This is a genomic window from Paenibacillus amylolyticus, from assembly GCF_050990605.1.
GTDB classification, from domain to species: Bacteria; Bacillota; Bacilli; order Paenibacillales; family Paenibacillaceae; genus Paenibacillus; species Paenibacillus amylolyticus_H.
Map to the genome: position 1 here is coordinate 5,099,039 of NZ_CP158832.1, position 25,805 is coordinate 5,124,843.

A 25,805-nucleotide genomic window follows, 5' to 3' on the forward strand; every position below is an offset into this window, starting at 1 on the left:
GCTAACTTTTAAGAGTTTTGATAGAGACAAGACAAGAGGTGGCCTTTGGAGGTTTGGTTGAATCGATTGATATTCAGTATTTAAAATGAACCTTATGGAGTATGATGTGGATCGGGTAACGAAGATGTTGATAGCTAAAGGGGTTTTGTGGATGGGAGGGTCTTTCGGGATTCCTGCGTTTTGACTTGTTTATGTTCAGCGACTTCAGCGCGGGACTTTTGCCATGAGTGTTTACCTGCTGTTGCGCCCCGACAAGCTAATCCAAAATGATGAGGTGAATGTTGTGTCTGCTTCTCACCTGACCAGAAATGCGCTGGCTCACTCGCTTAAATGTCTGATGGAGCACACCCCGCTGAACAAGATTACGGTCAAACATCTGGTTGACCATTGCGGCGTGAACCGGCAAACCTTTTATTATCATTTTCAGGATATTTACGCGCTGCTTGGGTGGATTTATCAGACTGAAGCGGTGGAGAGTCTTACGGAGTACCGAAGCTACAGTACATGGACGGACGGATTCCATAAAATCTTTTGTTACATCGAGAACAATAAAACATTCTGTTGCAATACACTCGACTCGCTAGGGCGTACCCACCTCGATGTATACCTCTATGAGGTAACCCATGATCTGATCATGGGCGTTATTGATGAACTGGCCAGTGGGATAAGGGTTCGCAGTGAAGACAAAGAGTTCGTCGCCAACTTCTATACCCTGGCCTTCACCGGGCTGATTATTCAGTGGATGAGGGGCGACATGCAAGAACCGCCAAAACAGATTATTGATAAGCTCAGTGAATTGATCGAAGGCAGTGTCCTGAGGGCACTGCGCAGGTATGAGAATAAGCTTCCATCCGATTAGGATGCGTGGCTTTTTTGCATGTGATCTAAGCCAAAGTTTTAGACACTTTTACAAAAGTGACCAAAAATTGGACACTCTCGTTCTTTTGATCATACCTTACGGGACCTGCAAGGTTTACATTAGGGATGTGATTACAGAACCTTTTGGAGGCGAATGATCGTGAAGAAAGAACACGGTAATAAACAGGTCTATTTTGTAGGCGGCGGTATTGCATCATTGGCGGGTGCAGCTTATCTGGTCAGAGATTGTGGCTTTCCCGGAGAACACATTCACATTATCGAAGAAATGCCGATTCTCGGCGGCAGCAACGACGGTGCTGGCAATCCTGATCAAGGATATATCATCCGTGGTGGACGAATGCTCAATGATGAGGCCTATGAGAATCTATGGGAGCTGCTGGCTTCCATCCCTTCCATCGACCGTCCGGGCATATCCGTCCGACAGGAAATTACCGAATTTGACGATGCCAACCCCACACATTCCAATGCAAGGCTCATCAATCGTGACGGCACGGTGGAAGATGTACTCTCCATGGGTTTTGATATGGCCGACCGTCTGGCGATGGGCAAACTGATTATTACTCCTGAAGACACGCTGGGTAAATTGCGAATCAACGACTGGTTTGGCCCTCACTTTTTCAAAACGAACTTCTGGTATATGTGGGCGACCACCTTCGCCTTCCAACCTTGGCACAGCGCCGTGGAATTCAAAAGATACATGCTTCGCTTTTTTCACGAATTCCCAAGAATCCAGACGCTGGAAGGTGTCACTCGCACACCGTTCAACCAATATGACTCGATTATCCTGCCATTGCATAACTACCTGGAACCGTTTGGCGTAGATTTCACGCTGAAATGTACCGTCACGGATCTGGATTTCAAAGACAGCGACGGCATTACGGTAAGTCGGATGCATGTGCGACGCGACGGTACAGAGGAGATCATCGACATCCACGAAGGTGATCTGGTCATTGTCACCAACGGTTCAATGACCGAAGGGGCCGATATCGGCTCCATGACTTCCGCACCGAAACTGAACGGCAAGGGCAGCTCATGGAAGCTGTGGGAGAACATTGCCGCCAAGAAACCGATGCTGGGCAACCCTTCTTCTTTTAATGATCATGTGCATGAGTCCAAATGGGAGTCGTTTACGGTCACCTTCCAGGATTCGGTCTTCTTTGATCTGATGGAGAAATTCACGCGTAACCGGGCAGGTACCGGTGCTCTGGTTACGTTCAAGGATTCCAGTTGGTTCATGTCCGTCGTTCTTGCTTTCCAGCCGCATTTTCGCGGCCAGCCCGAGCATGTCAACGTATTCTGGGGATACGGATTATACCCGGATAACGTGGGTGACTACGTGAAGAAAAGAATGTGCGATTGTACCGGGGAAGAGATTATGCAGGAGTTGATCGGCCATCTTCATTTTCAGGAACATCAAGAGGCGATTATGGACACCGCCAACTGCATTCCATGTATGATGCCTTACATTACAGCCCAATTCATGCCTAGACTGAACAGCGACAGACCAAAGGTTGTACCTGATGGCTCCACCAACCTGGCCTTCATCAGCCAATTCTGCGAGATTCCCGATGACGTGGTATTCACGGAGGAATATTCGGTCCGGGCAGCACGGATCGCCGTCTACACACTACTTGGAGAGAACCGTCCGATTGAGCCGATCAACCAGTATCAGTATGATGTACGGACGTTGTTCAGTAGTTTTGTGACTTCGTTTAGATAATGCTTTTAATGAAGATTCAGTAAGTAACAAGTGTGCCAATTAGTCAGATATGGGTACTACATGATGAGCTTTAGAAGCTTGAATGCCCGTTGAACGAGTCAATGAGTGAATATGGTTGTTGCTGAACTGATGAGTCGTTGTATATAGAAAATAGAGAGTTCCGTCAGCGAGGACAGAACTCTCTATTTCGTTTACTCGTTTACTATCTAAGCCCGACACATAACCTTCATCGAGATTGCCAACTGTCCTCTAAAGAACCTCACAAGCCGTATTGCTCGAAATTTCGCAGGTTTGAAAATTTAACGAATCGTAGACGCCTTATTTGGAGTGTAAGCATGAGTTCGTAAAGCAATATCGCTCATTTTCATGAAATAGCGCGTCTGAGATTCGTTAGATTTTGTATGAAAGCGAAAATCATTCAAATAAGGCTTCACAGATTCGTTAGAACTGAGCGCCGCTTATCACAGCCTAAATATCACACTTCGCTTATGTGCGGAAAGTCGTAAATTTCAGTATGTGCACAAGCTTGGATAAATGTGCTATCTCCTTCTGGACTCCAGAGGTGTCCGTGCCTGCCATTGCCTGATTCGCCCGCAAGGTTCTGCGGGTGTTCAGCATACCTTCGATCAGTTTCATGACGGTGTTACGACCACGATGATCGACAATCATATACTTTTTGCGTGCATCGAGCTCTACCCATACGATGTTGCTGAATGATGTGAACAGATGCCTGCGGTACAGCTCCATATCGGTCTCATTGTAATGCTCGCCATAAAAGGCATAATATCCGTGTATGTGCAACTTCTCCGCCAACACTGTGATGAACGGATCATGTTCGAGCATAGCGTTACGTTCCATGTTTCACGCCTCCGTTATGCGTGATCCGCAGATCCCGTCTTTTTGAGATCTATTTTAACATATTACGCGAGGTGCTGCCTCTCCACAGATAGAAGCCAAGTTTTAACTCCGAAGACCGATGCATCACGTATGAGAGTTATTAGCGCAGTACTAATTTTCTATATCTAATATGACTCGCCGACCCGTCTGCCCTTCACCCACACACCCTCAATATCCAGCTCCGCATTTAGCAAAACGATATCTGCCTGTTTTCCCTGAGCCAGGGAACCTGTCCGGTGATCAATGCCCAGCAGGCGTGCCGGGGTCAGACTTGCTGCACGTGATGCAGCGTTCAGACTCAAGCCCACTTCCTGTACCAGGTAACGGAAACCGCGAATCATTGTCAGTGTGCTTCCGGCCAGTGCGCCGCCATCCTTCAGTCTGGCCTCACCGTGCTTCACGATGACGGGCAGGTCGCCGATCTTGTATTCCCCGTCATCCAATCCCGCAGCAGACATGGCATCTGTGATCAACACGAGTTGATCACTATGTTGCTTCAACTGAGCGAGGATGGAGATCACCGCAGGGTGCACGTGAATACCATCGGCAATGACCTCGGCACTGATGCGTGGATCACTTAACACAGCTCCGGCAGCCCCAGGTAGTCGATGATGCAGTGGTGTCATGGCATTAAACGTATGCACCGCATGATGAAGTCCGGCTTCAACTGCACGTTCGACCTCTTCATAGGTCGCATCCGTGTGGCCGAGTGCCGCTGTAATCCGCTGTTCACGCAGCCATGAGATGACTTCCAGTGCGCCTTCACGTTCCGGTGCCAACGTAACTTGACGGATTAGACCGGGATATTGCTTCTCCCATGCTTCAAGCCAGGATACATCAGGCAGAATGATATGTTCCGGATTTTGCGCACCAGGCCATTTCGGACTGAAAAACGGACCTTCCAGATGTACGCCCTCAAGCTGTGCATACGGCATCTCACCGGAACGATAACGAGCTACTTCAGCAAGTACGCTGTCCAGCCGCTCTTTCGGAGCGGTCATGGAAGTCGCAAGCATCGCTGTTGTTCCCTGCGTACTATGAAAAGAAGTGATCTTGTCCAACACCTCCGGGCTTGCGTCCATAAAGTCTTCTCCGTTCCCACCATGCACATGGATATCAATGAATCCAGGCACAATGAGGCCGCGTTCCGGTTCAGGCATGGACACTGCCTCTCTCCGAATCTGTTCGGGCAGACCTTCTGGTACTCCAGCATAGAGGATTTTCTCATCACTCCAGGCTAATACACCGTCTTCCAACATCTCATTGGAAAGGAGTAACCTGCCCCGAAGAAGAGACACATGTTGTTCACGCTGGCTCCCAGGTTTATGGCTATTTGCTCCGGTCATCTCACCAGCCTCCCTGCTGCACGGTCCAGCAATACCACCACATTTGGATGACATTGCAAAAGCGATGCAGGACAGGCCGTTGTGATTGGGCCCATGAACGCTTCGCGAATAATCTCGGCTTTTTCCTCGCCACGGGCAATGAGCAGAATCTGTTTGGCTTTCAAAATGGTACCAACACCCATTGTAATCGCCTGCGCCGGAACCTCATCGATGCTATCGAAGAAACGTGCGTTTGCCTTTCGCGTCTCGTCTTTCAGATCCACAACATGTGTCCGCCCAGTCAGCTCCGTTCCCGGTTCATTGAAGCCAATATGACCATTATGACCGATGCCCAACAGTTGCAAATCTACTGGTCCGCGATCGTCTAAGCGCTGTTCATAGGAATTACATTCCTGTTCCAGATCGGCAGCTTGACCATCAGGCACATGCGTTCTGGCAAGATCCATATCAATATGATGGAATAATTGTTCGTTCATGAAACTGCGGTAACTTTCACGATGTTCTGTTGGAAGTCCGACATACTCATCGAGATTAAAAGAAGATGCCTGTGAGAAGCTGACCAGCCCCTTCTGGTACAACGTGATAAGCTGTTTATATACGCCCACAGGAGAACTTCCTGTCGCAAGCCCCAATACAGCCCGTGGTTTGGTCTGCAACAAACTGGCAATAAGGCCAGCACCCGTGGCGTTTAAATCTTCTTCATTTTCAAAAATGCGGATATTCATCTTCATCTGTCAGGCACCTCCGTTGTGTTGGACTCGATAAGATTGCACATTATGATAGGATTGTTCCAGTCTGGGTATAAAACGGTCGAAGTCGGCACTTACCATGCCAGTGAACAAAATATCGACGACATGCAGCAGTGCAATACGTGAAGCCATATCTCCACGCCTCATGCCCTCTTCCAAAGAAGAGGTGAACAGTGGGATATCAGATACCGTTGCGAGTGTATTACTTCCATAGGAAGTCAGTGAAATTGTAGAAGCTCCAGCCTGTTTGGCACAATGCAGGGCATCAATGGTTTCGGGTGTTTCGCCTGAATAGGATACGGCCATCGCCACATCGCCCTCAGCGAGCGAAGATGCGGATGTGATCTGCATATGTGAGTCAGAGAAAGCAGTACAGCTTTTGCCGATCCGCACCAGTTTCTGATAGAAATCCTGTGTAACAATCGATGAGGTAGCCACACCGTACAGATCGATGCGGCGAGCCTGGCACAATAATTGCACCGCCTGCTCCAATCTGCCCAGATCCAGCAAACGGGTGGTATCTGAAATAGACGCAAGGTGGTTGGCTTCGATAGCTTCAACAATTTTGGATAGTGAATTGCCCGCTACAATATCCTGATAAGCCGTTTCATCAGATGCGTGGGACAATTCTGCGGCGAGTTTCATTTTGAAGTCGGGAAAACCTTTGAAATGAAACGACTTGCAAAAGCGGGTTACCGTCGCCGCACTTGTGCCACTCTGCTCTGCCAGATGACTAATCGTCCAGCCGGGAATGTCCGATGGAGATTGCATAATGACTTCGGCGATACGTCGCTCCTGAGACGGAAGGTTATTCAGTTCTTGCTGCAACGCACGTAATATGGCTGCCATAAGGACCTCACTTGTATGAAAATTATTTTTATATATTTTTAACTAAATAAGAAAATTATTTTTATAACTTCATTCTAATCAAGACGATCCTGCAAATCAAGAGGAATTTAACATGACTTTTGTAATATCAAAAGAAGGAGCAATTCAATGAATCGAAGACAACGGGAAAAGTTCATTCCTTCCATCTGGATTATTGCTACCAAACCAACAGAAGGACACGCCTATTATGCCCTCTATGCCATCGACTGGAAACGCGGAGGTAGGCTCAGTTGGGAAGGCTGGAATCAGCTCGAAGATCTGCTGCAATTTCATATTCCGATCAAACGAAAAGCCGGAGGGCGGAAATCTTCTTCCACGCCTGCCGCCAAAATAGCCAAAAGAGCGCTCCATCTTCATCTGAATGATGCACAGTTCGAGGAATTGGAGCAGCTCTTTTATCAGCCATTTTCGAAGAAAAGATGGAGGATGTTCATTCAAATGCATGGGAATCAAAAGTGATAAAGTGATACGAATTCGCTTATTTCATTTTTTCACACTAAAAAAAGCCTCTTCTCTTCTTTGGATAAAGAAAAGTAAAGACTTTCGCGGTGCTACGATTTAATTCAATTTGACATTTCAACTCGAGTCAGCTCGTTCTAATTCATGTCATCATATCGTTTTAGGAACGTGCTGACTAAGCCGGGTACCGTCATTTGATGAACCGATTGATTCTCAATCTCCTCCGCCAGATCGTCATCTGTGAGGGAAACAAAGAAGGTAATGTCTGCTTTAATTTGTCCATATTGAGCAAAAACGTCATCGGCTGTCTCATTCACGACTTTAGCGATGATGCGAATGATCTCATCCTTATACTCCCGAACCTCTTCTGTTGCATACAACAATCGGCTGATGTGGTTAAAGTGCGTATCCTCGCCATACTGATATTCGGAACAGCCCCATCTGTAATAGATCTCGTCCTCCTCACTGTCGCATAGCCCTTGCTCTTTCATTCTCGAAATGTGCGCTGCCAGGGATTCCTCGGTATTCACCGCCATAAACAGCGTTACCCAATCACTGTCCGTTCCAAATGCACAAGCATATACTTTCTCATGCTGCACCTTAGCCAGCGTCTGTTCCAGATCGGGTAGAAACCCCGCTCTAAATTGTTTTTCAAATTCACTTAAGAAACGGTCCATTCAAGCTCATCCTTTCATTACTAATGCAGATTAAGATTCAATTGTCTTTTCAGACCATTGTTGGGGCCGAAGTTCTCTCGATAACTACAAGGTACCACATAATTACAATTAACGTGCTCACTTCCTAAACCCTTAATCAACTATGCTATAATAAAATACGCCTATCTAAGCGAGGTGATGCCGATGAAATGGGGAGAGATTACTGAATTACACCCAGATCGTTTTGTACTTGTGGAAGCAATCAAGGCAAGCTCCAGCAATCGTGTACGTCAACTAGAGGATATAGCTGTTATTCAAAACTATGATAATCCTCAAGAAGCCTAGAGCGGTTATAAAGAACTGCACAAGCTCCATCCGACACGCGAGTTATACATATTTCATACGAGCAGAAACGATGTTGAGGTAGTGGAGGAATTTTTCTCAGGAGTGCGGTAATAGGTATACATATCATTTTTGATGGACGAGCTAAGCGAATGTATGGGGTAGATAGAACGAGCTAAATCTGCTATGAACAGCACATTCCCAATCTTCATATTGAACATATTGCTTTGAATGATTTTCCAATTCAACTTCGGAATCATTGGCATTGATTTTATGATGATAGCCTCTGGATGGTTGTCATTACTTGGCTTATTTTTACATGATGATTGGGTGACTTCAATGCCGTAACAGCGAATAATCTGATGTAATAAACTGTAAATCAACAGCAAAAAAGCCTTGCCCCATTCTTCATGACAAAGAATAGAGAAAGGCTTTCATGCTGCTACTTAATCCTAACTGTAATTCGCAACTAAATCTTCAGTTCTCCAAGCTTAATCAGCTCGACAACTGCCTGCGAACGACCCTTAACATTGAGTTTCTGCATCACATTCGAAATATGGTTACGCACCGTTTTCTCGCTGATGAATAACTGCCCTGCGATGTCACGCGTTGTTTTGTCTTGAACCAGTAATTCGAATACTTCGCGTTCACGGTGGGTCAACAAAAATTTGCTTTTATGATCGATACCCTTCAATGTTCACCCCTCCTTGCTCGGGTTGTGTTGGTGTAACAAGGTTAAGGGGATACAGTCAACTCATCTTATGTAAGGTCAAGGGCGTTGGTTCAGTTTTACAAGAAAAATGGGCAGTAAACATGTGATTCATTGTCCAAAGAGAACGTGTGCAATTGTATAAGTAATAGAGATCATGCAAAACAAACATGCCCCTGCAGCAGATGTTGCCATCCCCGCAAAGGCATACTTGTTCATTGATCTTGGAATTTACCGATTCATTCGGTTCATGATTCCGCCATCATTATGATTACGGTTCATCAGGCCATCGTCAAGGATGCCATCACGGTTATTCGTATCTGTTCCGTTCGTCGGGAAGATACGCTCTACCATCGATTGGAACGTATCGATCATGCCACTGACGGGCTTACCATTACGAATATCTGTGGCATAGTTCTCGACATGCTCCACAAAGTCCGGATTGGCTGATACATATACATTCTCAATGTTTGGTGCAAACTGCTTAATTTTAGCTGAAATCTTACCCTTGATCTCCTCGGAAGTGTTGTCATCCGTGCTATCCATCCGTGGACGTTCACTTCTTGTTCCATACTGACTTTCGTTCATAGGACGTGCTTTTCCACTGTTTGTCAGACCACGCATCATGCCAACCGCGCCTGTGCCCATGGTTCCATAGATGCTGCGGTCATTCCCCATATGGCTGCGATCCGTTGCTGAATTCGTGTTCAGTCCGGGAGCAATTCCGCTAGTGCTGTACGGAGACATTGTGCCCGTACCACCATTCACACGCATCCCCCCCATATCGTGATTCATGTTGCCCCCACGCATGGTATCACTGGCATGATTACGCATTGTTCCATTCAACATGCTCGTACGACCGTTGGACTTGCTCTCCAACTTGCCTGCATGACCATCTGCCAAACGAACCGCTACATAAGCATTACGATCCGTTAACATGACACGCGCAGATTGCACTTCCTTCATCTCCGTGATGCGTTTTGCCAGCTCTTCACTGGATTTCAGGTCAGTTACATTATGCATGCGATAACTTTTCGCACGGATGCCATCCATGCCATTCGTTTCCACACCATAACGGTTAATGCCGCTCGCTTGCTGACGAACACTTTGCGTATGCAGATTGTTGGTATCCCGATTCGTGCCACATCCTGTCAATCCGGCCATTACAAAGATTGCGGTAGACAATGATAACGTAATAGCTGTTGCCTTTTTGACTGCTGGCATGTACTCATCCTCCAATGTATGTTGTTTTTGGTCACAACGATAGGATGCGCTTCTGTACGTGTCGATATGCTGAAAGGATATGGTACCTTACCCTGTAGATCGTACCTTACCCTGTAGATCTGAGTGTTCGAGTTTGGTCTTTGCTAATTGCTCTTTGGGTATTGATCTGTGGACAGTAAGGATTACGCTCTAAAATAAAAAAAAACAGTGCCGCTTTGATCGCAGCACTGTTTCCATGTAACTGTAACTCGAAATTCATTTCAAGTTAGTTATAATCACTAATCACTTATCTTCCGCCGAAGTTGTTGATGCTTTAATTGTATCCGGGAATTTCTCGGCTTCTGTTAAACTCGTCGCATCCATGGCATATGCCCATTGACCATCTGGCGTAACGACCCAGATCTGATCCGGTTCGGATGGCAACGTAAGTCCCCGATACACATCTCTCACTTGTTGCCCATTGACCGTCTGCTCAACAGACAGGGTGAATCGTGGAACAGTACCTTTCAGCTCAGACGCTTTGCGCACATCATCTGCTGTTGACAGGTTTTTGATTTTACCGATAAGGGATACGGCATCTGTGGCTTCAATCGCTTTTCCATTCAGTGTCCAGGTCTGCTCTGCAGCACCATCCCCCGATGTCGATTTCAACATCCAGGTGGCAGCTTCACCTTCCCACTCCAGAGACGCGACATTCGTTTCATCCATGTTGAACGGTGTAGTATCCAACAGATCACGACGTGACAAGGCTATGTTGGTAATCGCCTCTGTCTGTACGGCAACTACAGGGCCCGAATCAACACGCACATAACGTGCATCATCTGCTGGAAGCAGTCCACCAATAGCCAGTTTGATCTCACGATTATCTTTGAGTTTGATATCCATGCGTGTAGCATCTGTTCCTAATCCGTATTTATCCAGGTCCGTCGTTGTTTCTTCCACCACCAATTCCTGATTCGCACCACTCAGAGCATCCAGCCAACTGCTAACACTGTAACCGTTCAGAGGATAGGCTTTCGGTTCAACCATCTGCCAGACGCCATTCTCAAGCTCCAAAGTCGAATATACTGCTGCACCGGATGTCTCCTCCGTTGTGTCATGTATCGTGATGGATTGGATGTCCCCGGACTGAATGCTGAGCAACTTGGCTTGCACCACTTCTTCTTCCCGAAAATAATTTTGACTGGCTGCGTACACCCAGCCCACAATCAGTACGATGACCACCAGAATCGTTGGGATCCATTTTCTCATACCCGTCTGCGCCTCCACCATAAGAGTACACCGATAATAACAAAGATGAGTGGGAACGCTACAATCGCCACGAAGAAGATCGTTCTGGCCTGTTCACCGTTCAGGTATGCCACCTCATACCCGGCTTGTATACGTGGGCGAATCGTCAATCCATTTTCTTTCTCACTCAAGTAATTTACCGTATTCAAAATAAAGTCCCGATTGCCGCCATTCGCAATTTCCGAATCCTGCATGAAAATGGACGAGCCCAGAATAACCGCCTTCGGTTTGCCATCGGTCGTATCGGCTGCATACCCTAATTCCACTGGACCTTGAATGTCATCTTCCGGATCATTGTTCGTTTCATTTTGCAGTAAGCCGCCGATATTCGTCTCCCCATAACTGTCATTTGAAGAATGCATTAATGGGGAAAGGGTATATTTATCCTGTTCTTTGCTGGTCAACGCAATCGACAGCGACAACATTGGATACAATTGGCTGGCAGCGAGTTTGTCCGTGATTGCATGTGTACCATACTCTGGCACCACCCAGAGTGGTCCCATCGTACTGGCTTGCTGATTATCCACCATGACTGCATGCTCATCAACGACCCCATAGTCAGCCATGAGGGCATCGATGTTTTTCCAGCTGGATTTCATATCTTCTACGAATCCGAGGGATAATAACAGCTTGCCTCCATTGCTCAGATATGTGCGAATGGCCTTCAGTTCTGCATCACTGAGATCACGTTGTGGTCCTATAATGGCAAGCACATCTGCATCTTCCGGAACCTTCCCGGCTTGATTCAGCTGCAATTCTTCCGTCTGCACATTATTTTGTTCCAAGGAGGATTGCAGCGTAGTCATCTGATCGAGACCCAGCTCTTCATGTCCGGTCAAAAAGACCATTTTATGCATCTCGGTGGAAGACATGTTCATGAGCGCCTGTGTTAGCTTTTCCTCACCAGTGAATTGATATGATCCATCACTTCCGTCACCTGTCGCAGTGAACAAGCTGGCGATATCAATTACTTTATGTTGATCTCCCTGCTCCAGCACAATGGAGCTTCCTGTTATACCGTATTTGGATGCAAGCGCAGGTTCCTGCGTCAGATTATATTGTTTTAATTTCAGCTTGCTGTTACGTTTCGTGTATTCCTCCACCATATCTGTAACCTCACGATTCAGCACGGTGTTGTTGGCATTTTCAACGGTTAACACCAGAATGTTGACGTCATCCTTCACGTCTTTGATCGCAGTAAGGGACTGGTCAGACAATGTGTATTGTTTGTTTGAGGTCAGATCGAGCTGGAAGCCGCCAAGTGAATTCAGGAACAGTGTTAGCAAAATAAAGATGCCAATCACCGCTACAGACAGCACGGTACTGTTGGTATGACTTAACCATTTTTTCATCTTCTCACCTCCACCGCTTCCGTTCCACAATTTGAATGCTTAACAGCAGAAACACACCTGAAAGTGTGACATAGTACAAAATATCCGGTCCACTGAGCACACCTTTCATGAAGCTGTCGAACCGGTTAGTCAGAGCAAACGGGTCCAGCCACTGTTGCAAAGCAGATCCCGTATTGCCTGCGAATGAATCAAGCATCCATAAAACGAGCAAGATAATAAAACCCGCCACCGCAGACACCATCTGATGCTGGGATAACGTAGAAGCGAACAGTCCAATCGCCATCATGCTTCCGCCCAGGAAAAATAACCCCAGTGCAGACATCCATACCGTCGTTATATCCAATGTCCCATAGAACGACATGATGAATGGATACACCAGACTGCACAGGATGAGAACGACCAGAATGGCCAGAGAAGCAAGATATTTGCCAAAAATAATTTCTGTTACACGTGCCGGAGAAGTCAGCAACAATTCATCCGTTCCCTGTCTAAATTCCTCTGCAACCAGCCGCATTGTTAACAATGGCACAACAAACAGTAGCATGGACAACGTATCGCCCAACACGAGACGATAATCGACAATACTTGGCTGGTAATATACGAAACTGGAGTAGAACAGCAAACTGGTCATCAGTACATATACGGCAAAAGCAAAGTAGGATGTTGGTGACAGAAAATAAGCTTGCAACTCTTTGTTGCATATCGCCATCATTCGTCTCATTTGGAGTCCTCCCCTTTGCGAGAATGGGACGAAGCATCCGTTGAAGTATTCGTTGTTTGACCGTTGTCCGAAGTTACATCCCCCTGATCCATCACTGCCCCAGCAACCTTATCCCCATCTGCCGAATCCGCGTTTGTATCTTTTATATCTGTTGTTGCCTCGGTTGTGGTCAACTTCAGGAAAATCTGCTCCAAACTGAGATTCTCCTTCTTCATCTCCAGTATCGGTAATCCTGCACCAGACAAAAGGTAGAACAGCTCTTCCCGAAAATCTTCCGAGTTTTCTCCAGTAAGCAGCATTTTAACCGTATTCGCTGAATCCGAAGTAAGTGAAGTATCTTTGGTGGTATTCGCATCCGATGCTTGAATGACTTCACTCCGCACCTTCTCCAATGGTGTCAGCACATTATGTAATTGCTCCGTAGTGGCCTTCACTTCAATCGATACTTTGAATTGATCCCCCATAGCTGATCCGAAATGCTGAGGTGAACCATCCAGCACGAGTTGTCCCTGATTGATGATCAACATTCGATTACAGAGCGTACTCACTTCAGGCAAAATATGCGTACTGAGCAGCACCGTATGGTTCTCCCCCAGCTCTCGAATCAGATCTCTGATCTCAATAATCTGGTTTGGATCAAGGCCCGATGTTGGCTCATCCAGAACCAGCAGATCCGGCTTGTGAATAATGGCTCCTGCCAGTCCAAGGCGTTGCTTGTATCCTTTGGATAACCCGCGTACCAGTTGTTTCTCTCGCCCCTGAATTCCCAGTCTGCTAACCATCTCACTGACCCGCAGCTTAACCTCACGTGCCGGGACATCTCGCAAATTGGCTACGAATTTAAGATAGGACTGCACCGTCATATCCGGATACAGTGGCGGCGTTTCAGGCAGATACCCAATCTTGGAACGTACACGCTGACCCTGCTCATGCACCGATACCCCATCGACCATGACGGAACCCGCGGTTGGATGCACATAGCCCGTAATCATGCGCATCGTTGTTGTTTTGCCTGCACCATTGGGCCCGAGAAACCCGACAATCTCACCACGTTCCATGGTGAAATCCAGTTGATGTACGCCGCGCTGCCCTTCGTAAACTTTGCTGACCTGTTTCACTTCGAGCACATCATTCATCCTTTCCCGTTAAAATACCCGTGCACCATCGTTCGTTATATAAATTCAACTGAAAATATTTACACTTGCACTCCGATGGCAGAATAACCTTCCGATCACTGTTATCCCCAGATTTTTTTGATTCCTTTATTCAGAAGGAAAAATCCGGTGATAAATGTGAACGCTTCGCTTCTTCAAGTTATTTCTGCCCTCTCCGTTATCGTGTAAATGTTACGTTGAACTTATGTAATAAAATGATGTACACGGGAAGTTCCTTGTATATTACGTGAGCTATCCTAGCCTCAGCTTAATGACACTTAAAAGACAGCTTAAAAATATTTGTCCAAAATGTGAACATTCTGACCAGCACCCACACCCTGCGCTTAAAGTCAACGTAACATAGAGTACAGGAGAATGTGCTCCTGACCAAAAGTCAGAGGGTGAATCGTGTGAAAGTATTATTCACGTTTTATGTTCCGAGCGGTGGCGTGGATACGTTAAATCGACTGCGCACCGCTGTTCTGAAACGCCATGGCATTGAAGCACACCTATTGTATCTCAACACAGGCTCGGGATTGCAGAACAACAGTGATACGCCCATTTTCACCGCGTCCAGTGACGAGGATATCCATCATATCATTCATACTCATCATTATGATGCCATCATTGCCACTTCAGACATCGCTATGCCCGGCCGCTTGAGAGGACTTGGTTATACGGGGAAAATTATTTTTGAAGCGCAGGGACTCGGAACACGCGATCAAGCTCTGGAAACGATACTGATGGGTGTCCCTTACCTTCAAGCTCATTGTGATGCTGCCGTTATACCTCCCACAGATCACCTGCTGGATATGTTCATTCATATCTGTCCTTGGCTTCATCGGTTTGTTATTCCCAATATGCTGGATACGGACACCTTCGCACCAATCTTGGTGGATACCCCACCCTATCCGGTGTTGGCTTGGGTAGGACGACTTGAACACAACAAAAACTGGCGTGAATATTTAATCATATCGAGTGAAATCGTTAAAAAAAATCCGAAAGCCAGACTATGGTTGTTCCACGATCCAACTTTGGCTAATCCAGAGGATGAAGTCATGTTCCGGCATATGCTTGCAGAATACGGGCTTGAGGATCGGATTGGCATCTTTATCAATGTTCCTCATTCTCAGATGCCTGCATATTATTCCATGATTGCCGCTTCAGGGGGCATCATGTTATCCACTTCTCTACTGGAAGGATTCGGCTATGCCGTCGCTGAAGCCATCAGTTGTGGCTGCCCGGTACTCAGCACGGATTCGGACGGGGTGCGTTCATTTATCACACATAATAAGACCGGAAAATTCTATCCGATTGGCAATGTTAAGGCCGCTGTCTCCGAAGCAATGGACCTCATGAACAACAAGAAACTGCGTGAATATATCCGCATTCAGGGCAGACAGCATATGAGCTTGTCTTTCTCACCAGATCGGTATGCTGTTTCCTTCCGTGAAATGATGACCGCCTTGCGTATTTTCCATTGAGGATCGCAAAAAGGCAGCTCAGAGGGGATTCTCTGAACTGCCTTAACAGGGTTGATAATCTTAGTGTCCCATCATCATTGCCGGATCAGGCTTGTCGCCATTTAGTTCTTCTTCCGGCATCGGTTTAGGTTTGCGCAGAATCAGACTGAGCAAACATCCAAACAATGCAATACAAGCGGCCAGGAAGAACGTATCATTGAAACCAGCCACCAAACCATGAACGATAGCGGTCGGCTCTGTACTCGTTGTATTGTCTGCGATTCTTGAAGTAAGGAAGCCTGTGAGCCCTGCCACCGCAAAGGACACGACCACTTGCTGTGCAGCGGCCGTGAGCGGTGTAACCCGTCCAACCAACTTACGTGGTGCAGCATTTAATACATGCGTATTAAGTGGCATCATGGACAAGCCCATACCCAGACCCATCATAACCAGAGCCGTTATAATCAGGCCAAGACCAGTCTCTGCCGTAATGGAGGACAGAATAAACAATGCTCCCGAAATAATACCCAGACCCACGAAGGCCAGAGGTCTAGCACCTATTTTATCAAACAACCGACCACCAAGCGGCATACCCACTCCGGAAGCCAGAGCCTGTGGCAGCAGAATCAATCCAGTTTCCAGTGCAGTGTATCCTTTGATCTGCTGCAAATAAAGCGGGATCAGGATCATCGCACCGAACAGCGCCACTTGTGACACCCATGCAAGAATAATCCCCCGTGAGAAATCAGAAGATTTGAATACACGGAGTTCGAGCAATGGATTTTGATGACGAAGCTCCACAATAATGAACAAAATGAGCGCTACACCACCCACAATGACACCAGCCAGAGTTGTTGCAGACGTCCAGCTCGTTCCACCCTCACTCACACCGTAAGCAAGCATCGAGAACGCAATTGGCGCCAGAATCATGCCGAGCAGATCCAGTGCAGGTGTGCGTCCACGATCTGTATCAGGCAAAAACTTGATACATAGAATAAAAGCTGCAATACCAATGGGCAAGTTAATCAGGAAAATCCAGTGCCAGCTCAGTGATTCAATAAACCACCCGGACAAGACCGGACCCAATGCAGGGGCAAGCAGCATCGGAATTCCCAGCATCCCCATGATGGAACCTCTTCGCTCAGGAGGAGCCAGACGAAAGACCATTGCCATACCAATAGGAGCAACCATGCCTCCACCGAGACCCTGAATGACACGGTAAATGATTAATTGCTCAGGTGATTGGGCAATCGAGCATAATACAGAACCCAAGGTGAACATGGCAATCGTGAACAAAAATACTCTTTTGGCACCAAAACGGTCCGTTAACCAGCCTGCCAGTGGAATGACTGCAGACAAAGCCAAGGTGTACCCCGTAACCGTCCATTGGATGGTCTTAAGATCCGTCTCGAAATATTGAACGAGATTCGGAATGGCCACGTTCACCACCGTGCTGTCCAGTATAACCATGATCATACCGACGATAATAGCCAGGAGTGGCAGTATAATCGTTTTGATTGAAAACTCTGCAGGCTCCTGGGATACTCCTGTTTGTTCTTTCACGTTCTCCACACTCTTTTCCAGCCAGGAGATCGCAGGCTAATCCATACGTCTCACTCAGCCTATATTGAAGACTAATTTCAAACTATTGTTTTAAACTTTCGTTTAATACTGATCTAATTCTAATGAAAATACCTTTGCTGTCAAGCTATTTTTTCAAGCATTTCTACTATGGATGCACCACAAAAAAAATGGAACAGGCACCTTCCCTGCTCCACACGTTGGTTAATCATGACTATGCAAAAATGTCCATATCAATCTGCAAGTTTCATCATCTGATATTCTGACAGTATGCCCAATGTCTGACCGTGAATACTTCTGCAATATATTCGAATAACCAGATGATTCGGTGAAGAACTGTTGCTGATGACCCTCAGTTCATAAGGCTCGGATGTTACATCAAGACTATGAATGACTTGATTACCGCCCGCTCCCCCCGAATTTGACGTTAGGTGAAAAAGGTGTCGGTACAGTTCTCCGTGAATACTGGCTCCACCAACAAATACATCCGTCCCTTCCTCACTGCCCACATAGGCCAACTCTACATCCATGTACTTGACGGGAACAAATGTCTGTAACAGATTCTCATGAATCTCAAGTAAATATACCGCCACTGTAGATCCCTCCTTCGGAGCACATGAACCTTCCTGTACATAGGATATGCTTCCTCTCGTCCATTGCCATTTGCATTCACCCATTTTCGACCAATTACACGGAAATGCCCGACCTTCCGGTCCTCTTTTTTCATAGAATAAAAGGATAGAAGCTCGGCCGGTGCAGGCCGTGACAAGGAGGTAGCTATGAGAGTTCTGCTCGTTACGTATTGGGAGCTTACACATATGGGAGGCATATGGACATATGTTAAACAACTGGCCGACAGGCTAATCGCACTTGGTGTAGAGGTTGATATCATGGGCACAAATGGTGCCAATAACGAAGTATATGTTCGTAATCTGAACCGCGCTTTCTCCAAGGATAAGGTGTGGCCCATGCTGCAAGCCAAACTCAATCCGACTGATCTGCCACAATTCACTGCCGATCCTCTTCTCGCTTATTATGAACTGAATAGATATGCCTTCGAAATGGCGGCCGCTTATCTGGGGGTGGACCACTACGATGTTATTCATGCGCAAGATCCAGTAGCTGCCGTAGCCATAAAACGTATCTTGAACCGCAATATCCCACTGGTTACAAGCTATCATGGCGCTCTTGCACGCGAAGCCTTTTACGATGCTCAAAATTCCAATCCGCAGCTTACTCTCCCTTCATATCTGCAATCCAAGCGTGGACGTTATTTCCTCTCATTGGAAGAGCGAAGTGCAGCACAGTCCGAGCTCATTCTCGTGTCAAGCCACTGGATCAAGAGTACGCTTACAGACCTTGCAGTTCCCGAAACGAAGTTCAGGCAAATTCCCTATGCTGTAGATCTCCCAGCCTACCGTGCCTCAGCAGCCGTGAAGTTCCGCCAGCGGCCACCTGCGGGCAAGAAAGTCATTGCCTTTACCGGACGACTTGAATACATCAAGGGCGTTCATGTGTTAATCAAGGCCTTAGCCTCTCTGAAAAACAAACGTTCCGATTGGGTCTGCTGGATCGCAGGAGAAGGCAATCTAACCGATGAATTGCGGTCACAGGCCGCTTCAACGGGTATTGGAGCCGATGTTGTGTTCTGGGGCAAGCTGGACAATATTCCTTCCTTTCTGCGCTGTGCAGACATCTATGTCCAACCCAGCCTGCAGGACACCCAGCCATTCTCCGTTACGGAAGCGCAACTGGCGGGTGTACCTGTTATCGTCAGTGGTACAGCCGGCATGCCCGAGATGGTTGAACCTGGACGTACGGGATGGGTTGTTCCTCCGCAGGATGTCGACTCGCTCCGTGAACTGTTGGACGCATTGCTTGAGGATAATGTTACCCGAAGAACAGTGGGTGCGGCGGCAAAAGCTTGGGCTGAGAAACATCGTTCACTGGAAGTGATGGGATTTCGTACATTTCAAGTCTACCAAGAAGCCATTTACAGAGGAGGACATACGATATGACATTACTAGTACCAAGTGATCTATACAATCGCTGGTTTTCGACTCCAGTTTCCACACCTCACATCGACGTGGATTACGCTGTAATGAACGAATTGATACGGAAGCTGCCTAAAGGATATGTATTTCCCGATCCTGCATCGATGGCGATCATGAATTCAAAAGATTGAGTCGTCCAATGACATACCGTCTTCATATAACATGCCGAAATATCGAGCAAGGGGTGTACCATCTGTCATCTGAATGACTGAGGACACCCCTTGCTCGCTGTAATGTGTTCTAACGGACCGAGAACACGCTATTACAAATCTTATTCATCTGTCGCCAACTTGGAATACATATTCAGATCGTTGAACATTTCGCCTGCCCTCTCGTATGCTCTGAGGGTGCCTTCGTATGTGAAATTGAGCTTTTGTAATAGCTTGATAGAATTCACATTGTCGGGGTCAACCTTTGCTTCGATTCGATTCAGCTTCATAGTCGAGAATGCATGAGCTAACAAAGAAGAGATCGCTTCCGTAGCATATCCTTTGCCCCAGTGAGATCTGGCAATGTCATACCCGATTTCTGCTTTAAGATTGTCAAAATCCAGTGAATTATAACCACAGGAACCTATGATTTCGTTGGACTCTTGCGCAAGGATAGAGAACCGAATTGCCTTGTTTTCCTGAGCAAGATCATTCAGAAGATTAATCATTTCTATGGCTTGATTTTCATCCGTAAAATGACTGATATTCATAAATCTAGTCACATCCGGATCAGACCAAATTTTAAACAAGCTGGCCGAATCCGATACGTCCATTTTTCGCAAATATAACCGTTCTGTGTGTAACTCTGTAATCAATACTCTTACCTCCGTTAGTTTATTGTAAGTTGGGTTTAAGATATTGATATCTGCGCATAGTCCAGTCCCTTCCGTGTATGAATCACTTCATTATACAGAGACTTCAGCAATCGTTCACCTTTCTGTCCACGAATCTGTCCATTCGGCCATCATTGCCAAATCCATCTACTTCCAGTACCCGCCAACCTGAAGCAAATTGAGCAAAATAGGTCTATGCTTCGCCTGAACACGTTCCATCTCGGTAACCAGTGCCTTGAAATGGCGTTTGGTCCCCATCGAGTCATGCAATCGGTAGCACATCAGAGGTTCATTGTAGTAGAACAGCTCATACATTGGAAACAGTCTCATCCACATCTCATAGTCATGGGTGTAGCGAAAATCGGTATCGAACAAGCCAAACCGCTCAAATGCATCCATCTCTACCATGACAGTACAGCCGTTGATCGGACAACCTTCCAGCAGTACCTGCAACATCTCCAGACGACTGCCCACTTCCGGCTGCACCGTATCCAACCATTCACTCTTCTCATTCACATAATGGTAGGCACCATGGCAGAATGAAGCCTTGACCTCTCGCATGAACTTCAGTTGTTTCTCCACCCGATTCAGCAGCATCACATCATCTGAGCTGAGCCAGACAAAGTAATCCCCTGTTGCATGTTTGATGCCCTCATTCAATGCTGTCGCGGTTCCACCGTTTTCTTTGTGAATATAGCGGATGGAATCCATGAATGGCTGTAGCCGCTCCACGTGCTCGGTTGACCCATCATCCACAACGATGACTTCGATATGCGGATACGTCTGGTGAATGGCACTGTGAACCGCCTGCTCGATATAAGCACAATTGTAAAAAGGAATGACGATCGATACTTTTGGCTCCATTCGGGCCTTCCCCTCCTCTTACTGTCTTAGGTAAAAATGCTGCGCAAAGAGGGCGTTAATCAGCCATCTTTTGGCTTTCATAACTGCCCTCCCTACGCTACCCGCCAAGCACCGCTATTCGCTGCAACAGTGGTTCACGATATCTGGACCATACCATGGATGCCTCTCTGCCGATGACATCCGCATGACGTACCGATCCCATTCCCCCATGCCATCGATAGGCAGTAAGCGGTTCATTCAGGTATGGGAACCGATGACCGTTCAGTACAATCCGCATCCAGAGATCCAGATCATGCGTGTAGGGAAGAAGTTCATCGAACAGCCCCACTCCGCTAAAGAGATCCTTGCGAATCATGACCGTGCAGCCATTCACCGGATTGCCGTTAACAAATCGCCGTAGTAAATCCATATCCGACATGGGTTCAGGCCCACCATGCATTCTGGTAACTGCCGAATGCTCGTTGATATAATGAAAGTTCGTATGTGAGACGAGCACATTCTCACGCTGCATAAACTCCAGCTGATAACGAATTTTATCCGGGTACAGATAATCATCCGAACTGAGCCAGGCTACATAATCACCAGAGGCATGGCGGATGCCATGATTAAGTGCCGAAGCCGTCCCGCCATTGCTTTTGCCAAGCACATTAATATAAGGAAGATAGGGTTGAAGCAACTCTGCATGCCGGGTTGAACCGTCATTCACAACAACGATCTCCACTTCGGGATACGTCTGGTTCAGCGCACTCTGAATCGCTTGAGGCACATAAGGGCAGTTGTAGAATGGAATGACAATGGATACTCTCGGATTCAACTTGTCGTCCTCCCTTGCTGGGCACGAACATCACTCAGAATATCCTGAAGCGATGTGGCAAATGGAATCATCGGCTGCCAGCCAAGCTTGCGCAGCAGTGATAATTCCTCCTGTTTCCCCGAACCGTCCGGACCAGAAGATGCCCCATCCCAGCGAACAGGGACTTCCGCTTCTGTCATGGACAACAGCATATCTGAAATTTCACCAAGACTGCGCTCGACTCCAGACACCACCGGGTATACTGTACCACTGGACCCGTGTAGCAGGAGGGTCCCATACGCTCTGACGGCATCCCGCACATCCAGAAAGTCACGGGTATTGTCCCGTCCGGACAGACGGAATGCCTCGGTTTTACCCGCCTGCTCACAGGCAACAACATGGCGTGCAAGCAGTGAACAGATGCCTGTGGAAGGGCCCGCACCAATCAGATTGCCTGGCTCCGCCAGCATGATCTGTTGTCCGAAGAGCGACATCCACGACAAGGACACCATCTCTTCCAGCGCTTTGCTGAGACTGTATGGATGCGGAGGCTGGGGAATCCGGCCAGGTTCCGGCGTATATTTTAACCGCGATCCTACAATAACGGTCCTTGCTTTCGGACAACTGCGAAGCGCATCCAGCAAATACAGCACGGCCATCACATTGGTCTCCAGGACCAGTAGCGGATCAGACCACGAATCAGGCACTGAATTTTTGCCAGCGAGATGCAGCACATATTCGGGCTGTACCTCGCCGATCAGATGACGCACTTGCTGTTTATCATTCAGATCACAGACATGGACCTGAGTACCTTTACCAAATGAATACACATCCGGTCTCCGGACTACCGCCGCAACCACTGCACCAACTTCCCGAAAATAAGATACGGCATGTCGCCCGGTAAAACCGGAGGCGCCTGTAATCAGCACTTTCTTGCCTCTCAGCTCTGCTCCATCCATAATGCCAACTCCTTCAGCATTGTAGAATAATCCGGCAGGTCTGTCTTCACATCCTCGCGAGTGGACACCAGCGTACGGTCCTGCACTACACTGTCATCACGCACAATCGTCACATCCTGCTTATCCCAGGTCTGCTTGAACAATACAAGCAGATCATGCTTGCTGACAGGTGCCGGATGAACCAGGTGAATCAGACCACTAACCGATGAGGCAAGGTAATGGTCTACCCATTTGGCCAGCTCAAGTGTGGTCACACCGTTCCAGAATACGCGGGTATAACCCCCGACTTCACCTGTGCTGGACATAAACCATTGCATCAGACCAATGCCGCCCTGCCGAATCTCGGGTCCAATGATGGACGTACGGATCGTCAGATGACCTTCATCCTGAACTTCACCAAGTGCTTTGGTAATGGCGTAAGCTGAAGTTCCATCCGTAACATCATCTTCCCGATATGCTCCCCGTTCTCCGCTGAACACACAGTCTGTGCTGATATGAATCAGGCGTGCACCAATCGTATCTGCAACCCGCCGCAGACGATGTGGCAGGAAACCGTTAATATGATATGCAGTAATTTTGTCCTCATCTGCAAAGTTGTTCAACACACCCACAGCATTAATAATCACATCCGGGTGCACAGCTTCTACCAGTCGATCAACCATGAAGCTGTCGTTCACATCCAGGAGCAGACCATTGGGGTCCGTTACATCCCGAGATGTGTAGAAGACGCTGTGCACACCTTGACGGCGGAAATAGTCGACCAATATATGGCCGGCCATTCCGTTTCCACCAAGTATCAGCAGTTTCATGACAAGAATCCTCCGCGCATCAGAATTTCACGAATCTCCTCTTTGGTCATGAGTTGGTGTTCTGAACTGAAACTGTTAAAGGAGACCGGGGGACAATTGGTATAATGTTCACGCAGACCCGGTATACCCAGGGTAGGAAGAATAACCAGGTACTGCTCATCGTAGACAACGGTGGTCATGCTCTCGAATTCACTCATCAGTATTTCATGGATTTTCTCCCCTGGACGAATGCCACGTTCCACAATGCTCACATTCTCCACACCGGAATCCTCAATCAGCACTTCCGCGAGATCAACGATTTTGCAGGTAGGCATCGTCATGACAAAAATCTCTCCGCCGACACTTTCCACCGAAGCTTTGAACAGCAGGGTAATTGCATCCTTCAGCGTGAGGAAGAACCGAGTCATGCTCATATCCGTGAGGGAGACCTGCCCTTTTTGGCGGATCTGATTTTTGAACAGATGTACCACACTGCCGTTCGTTCCCAGGACATTACCGCCCCGTACCGTAACAAACTTCGTGTTGCTGTGTAACAAGTTGGCGTATACAATTAATTTCTCGCCGATCGCTTTGGTCATGCCGTAGAAGTTGGACGGATTGGCAGCCTTGTCAGTCGAGATATAGATTACTTTTTCCACCTTGTTCTCAATAGCGGCCTCGATCACGTTCTGTGTACCAATCACATTGGTTTTGAGTGCTTCGTACGGTTGGTCTTCACACACCGGAACATGCTTGAGCGCAGCCAGATGAAATACATAGTCCACATGCTGGCAAGCTGCCGTCAAGGCATCCTTGTCACGAATATCTCCAATCCGGAAATGAAGACGTGGGTCTTCAAATTCACGACTCATAGCCACTTGGCTGGACTCGTTCCGGGAATATACAATAATTTCTTTGGGCTGCTGGGGCAGCAGTTGAGCCACAAGTTCATAACCCCATGATCCCGTACCGCCAGTCACGAGTATACGCTTATTTTCAAACATGCATTTTCCCTCCAAGCAGAAATTTAACCACTTTACTGGATACATCTGTGGCTTTGTAACCTTGCGGGCAATCCCAGTCCGCAGACATCGTTGTCATGACTTTCACGCAATCAGCGATGCGCGCGGCATCCAGACCGGAGACCACATTGCTGCCGCAATCGACCGTTTCCGGCCGCTCGGTAGTTCGACGCATCGTTACGGTTGGCACGCCCATAATGCAACACTCCTCCTGCACAGTACCACTGTCCGTAAGCGCACAGCGTGCATGACGTTCGAGCATCACAAAATCGAAGAATCCAAACGGCTCGTGAAACTCTACCAACGGATTCATCTCCAGTTGCAGATGCTCCGCTATCCGAATCGCTGTACGCGGATGAATGCTGCAGATCACACGCAACCCGTGTTCTTCTGCGACTTGATTCAGCCCTTTCATAATCTCCAGCAAATGAGGAGCATGATCCACATTCTCGGCTCGATGGGCAGTAACCAAAAAGTACTGTCCCGACTTCAGCTTGAGCTTCTTGAGTATTTTGCTCGAACTTACCTGTGCGTCGTAGTGCTGCATTACTTCATAGATGGGATTGCCCGTGAGCACGATGCGCCTGCTTGGTACACCTTCGCTGACCAAATGTTTCTTACTCTGTTCGGTGTAAGGCATATTGACGGTGGAGATGGCATCAATAACCTTGCGATTCTTCTCCTCAGGCACATCCAGGTCAAAGCAACGATTGCCTGCTTCCATATGAATAACGGGAACACCCATGCGCTCAGCCAATATTGCACATAATGCACTATTGGTATCACCAAGCAGCAGCAATTTATCGGGCTTCTCCTGCAATATCAGATCTTCCATCTGCGTAAACATCGAAGACAGCTGTCGTCCCAGGGAGGCCGCTTCATCCTGGAGAACGTAATCCGGTGCACGCAGGCCCATTTCCTTGAAAAAGAGTCCGCTGAGACTTTCCGTGAAGTTCTGTCCCGTGTGCACCAGAATATGTTTGGACGCATACTGGTCCAGCTTGGAGATGATCAGGCTGAGCCGTATGATCTCAGGTCTCGTACCCAGCACCGTCATGATCTTCATCGTAAT

Annotated in this window: 27 protein-coding genes; 7 read left to right on the plus strand and 20 right to left on the minus strand. The window is 47.5% G+C overall.

What is annotated here, in order from left to right; genetic code table 11:
• Window positions 1–223: 223 nt before the first annotated feature.
• Together ABTV53_RS22425 and ABTV53_RS22430 are read left to right on the plus strand one after the other, a co-directional pair.
• Window positions 224–859, plus strand: a complete 636-nt coding sequence (locus ABTV53_RS22425) for a TetR/AcrR family transcriptional regulator C-terminal domain-containing protein (RefSeq protein WP_433746630.1) — start codon at window positions 224–226, stop codon at window positions 857–859.
• 153 nt (window positions 860–1,012) lie between these two features.
• On the plus strand, window positions 1,013–2,599 hold the full coding sequence (locus ABTV53_RS22430) for an oleate hydratase (protein WP_433746633.1): 1,587 nt from the start codon (window positions 1,013–1,015) through the stop codon (window positions 2,597–2,599).
• Between the two features lie 486 nt (window positions 2,600–3,085).
• Here ABTV53_RS22430 and ABTV53_RS22435 read toward each other — a convergent pair whose 3' ends face one another.
• The 4 genes from ABTV53_RS22435 to ABTV53_RS22450 form a co-directional block, all read right to left on the minus strand.
• Window positions 3,086–3,457: a hypothetical protein gene (locus ABTV53_RS22435; protein ID WP_433746636.1), complete on the minus strand. Its 372-nt coding sequence runs from the start codon at window positions 3,455–3,457 to the stop codon at window positions 3,086–3,088.
• Window positions 3,458–3,621: 164 nt separating this feature from the next.
• Window positions 3,622–4,842 carry an N-acetylglucosamine-6-phosphate deacetylase gene (gene nagA / locus ABTV53_RS22440; protein WP_433746639.1) on the minus strand — a complete coding sequence of 407 codons (1,221 nt, stop codon included), beginning with the start codon at window positions 4,840–4,842 and terminating at the stop codon, window positions 3,622–3,624.
• A complete protein-coding gene (gene nagB, locus ABTV53_RS22445) occupies window positions 4,839–5,567 on the minus strand; it encodes a glucosamine-6-phosphate deaminase (RefSeq protein ID WP_433754323.1) in 729 nt (242 codons plus the stop codon). The genes nagA and nagB overlap by 4 nt, the downstream gene beginning before the upstream one ends.
• Window positions 5,568–5,576: 9 nt before the next feature.
• Complete coding sequence (locus ABTV53_RS22450) at window positions 5,577–6,440, minus strand: MurR/RpiR family transcriptional regulator (RefSeq protein ID WP_289390265.1); 864 nt, start codon at window positions 6,438–6,440, stop codon at window positions 5,577–5,579.
• Window positions 6,441–6,587: 147 nt separating this feature from the next.
• Here ABTV53_RS22450 and ABTV53_RS22455 point away from each other — a divergent pair, with 147 nt between their 5' ends.
• Window positions 6,588–6,938: a hypothetical protein gene (locus ABTV53_RS22455; protein ID WP_433746643.1), complete on the plus strand. Its 351-nt coding sequence runs from the start codon at window positions 6,588–6,590 to the stop codon at window positions 6,936–6,938.
• Between the two features lie 137 nt (window positions 6,939–7,075).
• Here ABTV53_RS22455 and ABTV53_RS22460 read toward each other — a convergent pair whose 3' ends face one another.
• Window positions 7,076–7,615, minus strand: a complete 540-nt coding sequence (locus ABTV53_RS22460) for a DUF4303 domain-containing protein (protein WP_433746646.1) — start codon at window positions 7,613–7,615, stop codon at window positions 7,076–7,078.
• Between the two features lie 183 nt (window positions 7,616–7,798).
• Between ABTV53_RS22460 and ABTV53_RS22465 the strand changes: the two genes are divergently transcribed.
• Window positions 7,799–7,939, plus strand: coding sequence for a hypothetical protein (locus ABTV53_RS22465; RefSeq protein ID WP_244988495.1), 141 nt, complete (start codon window positions 7,799–7,801; stop codon window positions 7,937–7,939).
• Window positions 7,940–8,405: 466 nt separating this feature from the next.
• Here ABTV53_RS22465 and ABTV53_RS22470 read toward each other — a convergent pair whose 3' ends face one another.
• The 6 genes from ABTV53_RS22470 to ABTV53_RS22495 all read right to left on the minus strand — a co-directional run bounded on the left by ABTV53_RS22470 (window position 8,406) and on the right by ABTV53_RS22495 (window position 14,359).
• Window positions 8,406–8,630, minus strand: coding sequence for a helix-turn-helix domain-containing protein (locus tag ABTV53_RS22470; protein WP_017692532.1), 225 nt, complete (start codon window positions 8,628–8,630; stop codon window positions 8,406–8,408).
• A 246-nt stretch (window positions 8,631–8,876) separates the two neighbouring features.
• On the minus strand, window positions 8,877–9,869 hold the full coding sequence (locus ABTV53_RS22475) for a YhcN/YlaJ family sporulation lipoprotein (RefSeq protein ID WP_433746649.1): 993 nt from the start codon (window positions 9,867–9,869) through the stop codon (window positions 8,877–8,879).
• A 282-nt stretch (window positions 9,870–10,151) separates the two neighbouring features.
• Window positions 10,152–11,120, minus strand: a complete 969-nt coding sequence (locus ABTV53_RS22480) for a DUF4340 domain-containing protein (protein ID WP_433746652.1) — start codon at window positions 11,118–11,120, stop codon at window positions 10,152–10,154.
• Window positions 11,117–12,511 (minus strand): GldG family protein, encoded by a 1,395-nt coding sequence (locus ABTV53_RS22485; RefSeq protein ID WP_433746655.1) that lies wholly within the window; start codon window positions 12,509–12,511, stop codon window positions 11,117–11,119. The genes ABTV53_RS22480 and ABTV53_RS22485 overlap by 4 nt, the downstream gene beginning before the upstream one ends.
• A 4-nt stretch (window positions 12,512–12,515) precedes the next feature.
• Complete coding sequence (locus ABTV53_RS22490; protein ID WP_433746658.1) at window positions 12,516–13,232, minus strand: ABC transporter permease subunit; 717 nt, start codon at window positions 13,230–13,232, stop codon at window positions 12,516–12,518.
• Window positions 13,229–14,359: an ABC transporter ATP-binding protein gene (locus ABTV53_RS22495; RefSeq protein WP_433746660.1), complete on the minus strand. Its 1,131-nt coding sequence runs from the start codon at window positions 14,357–14,359 to the stop codon at window positions 13,229–13,231. The genes ABTV53_RS22490 and ABTV53_RS22495 overlap by 4 nt, the downstream gene beginning before the upstream one ends.
• A 437-nt stretch (window positions 14,360–14,796) precedes the next feature.
• On the opposite strand from ABTV53_RS22495, the gene ABTV53_RS22500 reads away from it, so the two are divergent.
• On the plus strand, window positions 14,797–15,870 hold the full coding sequence (locus ABTV53_RS22500) for a glycosyltransferase family 4 protein (protein ID WP_433746663.1): 1,074 nt from the start codon (window positions 14,797–14,799) through the stop codon (window positions 15,868–15,870).
• A 60-nt stretch (window positions 15,871–15,930) separates the two neighbouring features.
• On the opposite strand, the gene ABTV53_RS22505 is transcribed toward ABTV53_RS22500, so the two are convergent.
• Together ABTV53_RS22505 and ABTV53_RS22510 are read right to left on the minus strand one after the other, a co-directional pair.
• Entirely contained in the window at window positions 15,931–17,412 is a 1,482-nt protein-coding gene (locus ABTV53_RS22505; RefSeq protein WP_433746666.1) for a DHA2 family efflux MFS transporter permease subunit, read from the minus strand.
• A gap of 251 nt (window positions 17,413–17,663) precedes the next feature.
• Window positions 17,664–18,023, minus strand: coding sequence for a hypothetical protein (locus ABTV53_RS22510; protein WP_433746669.1), 360 nt, complete (start codon window positions 18,021–18,023; stop codon window positions 17,664–17,666).
• A gap of 186 nt (window positions 18,024–18,209) precedes the next feature.
• Here ABTV53_RS22510 and ABTV53_RS22515 point away from each other — a divergent pair, with 186 nt between their 5' ends.
• Entirely contained in the window at window positions 18,210–19,448 is a 1,239-nt protein-coding gene (locus ABTV53_RS22515; RefSeq protein ID WP_433746672.1) for a glycosyltransferase family 4 protein, read from the plus strand.
• Window positions 19,445–19,615, plus strand: coding sequence for a hypothetical protein (locus ABTV53_RS22520; RefSeq protein ID WP_433746675.1), 171 nt, complete (start codon window positions 19,445–19,447; stop codon window positions 19,613–19,615). The genes ABTV53_RS22515 and ABTV53_RS22520 overlap by 4 nt, the downstream gene beginning before the upstream one ends.
• A gap of 140 nt (window positions 19,616–19,755) precedes the next feature.
• On the opposite strand, the gene ABTV53_RS22525 is transcribed toward ABTV53_RS22520, so the two are convergent.
• The 7 genes from ABTV53_RS22525 to wecB form a co-directional block, all read right to left on the minus strand.
• Window positions 19,756–20,289 carry a GNAT family N-acetyltransferase gene (locus ABTV53_RS22525; RefSeq protein ID WP_433746678.1) on the minus strand — a complete coding sequence of 178 codons (534 nt, stop codon included), beginning with the start codon at window positions 20,287–20,289 and terminating at the stop codon, window positions 19,756–19,758.
• A gap of 165 nt (window positions 20,290–20,454) precedes the next feature.
• Entirely contained in the window at window positions 20,455–21,171 is a 717-nt protein-coding gene (locus ABTV53_RS22530) for a glycosyltransferase (RefSeq protein ID WP_433746681.1), read from the minus strand.
• 97 nt (window positions 21,172–21,268) lie between these two features.
• Entirely contained in the window at window positions 21,269–21,985 is a 717-nt protein-coding gene (locus ABTV53_RS22535) for a glycosyltransferase (RefSeq protein ID WP_433746684.1), read from the minus strand.
• A complete protein-coding gene (locus tag ABTV53_RS22540) occupies window positions 21,982–22,923 on the minus strand; it encodes an NAD-dependent epimerase/dehydratase family protein (RefSeq protein WP_433746687.1) in 942 nt (313 codons plus the stop codon). The genes ABTV53_RS22535 and ABTV53_RS22540 overlap by 4 nt, the downstream gene beginning before the upstream one ends.
• The gene (locus tag ABTV53_RS22545; protein WP_433746690.1) at window positions 22,905–23,732 is read right to left on the minus strand and encodes a dTDP-4-dehydrorhamnose reductase family protein; all 828 of its coding nucleotides are present in this window, start codon (window positions 23,730–23,732) and stop codon (window positions 22,905–22,907) included. Before ABTV53_RS22545 ends, ABTV53_RS22540 begins: the two co-directional genes overlap by 19 nt.
• A complete protein-coding gene (locus ABTV53_RS22550) occupies window positions 23,729–24,715 on the minus strand; it encodes a polysaccharide biosynthesis protein (RefSeq protein ID WP_433746693.1) in 987 nt (328 codons plus the stop codon). The genes ABTV53_RS22545 and ABTV53_RS22550 overlap by 4 nt, the downstream gene beginning before the upstream one ends.
• Window positions 24,708–25,799 carry a non-hydrolyzing UDP-N-acetylglucosamine 2-epimerase gene (gene wecB, locus ABTV53_RS22555; protein WP_433746696.1) on the minus strand — a complete coding sequence of 364 codons (1,092 nt, stop codon included), beginning with the start codon at window positions 25,797–25,799 and terminating at the stop codon, window positions 24,708–24,710. The genes ABTV53_RS22550 and wecB overlap by 8 nt, the downstream gene beginning before the upstream one ends.
• Window positions 25,800–25,805 lie beyond the last annotated feature (6 nt).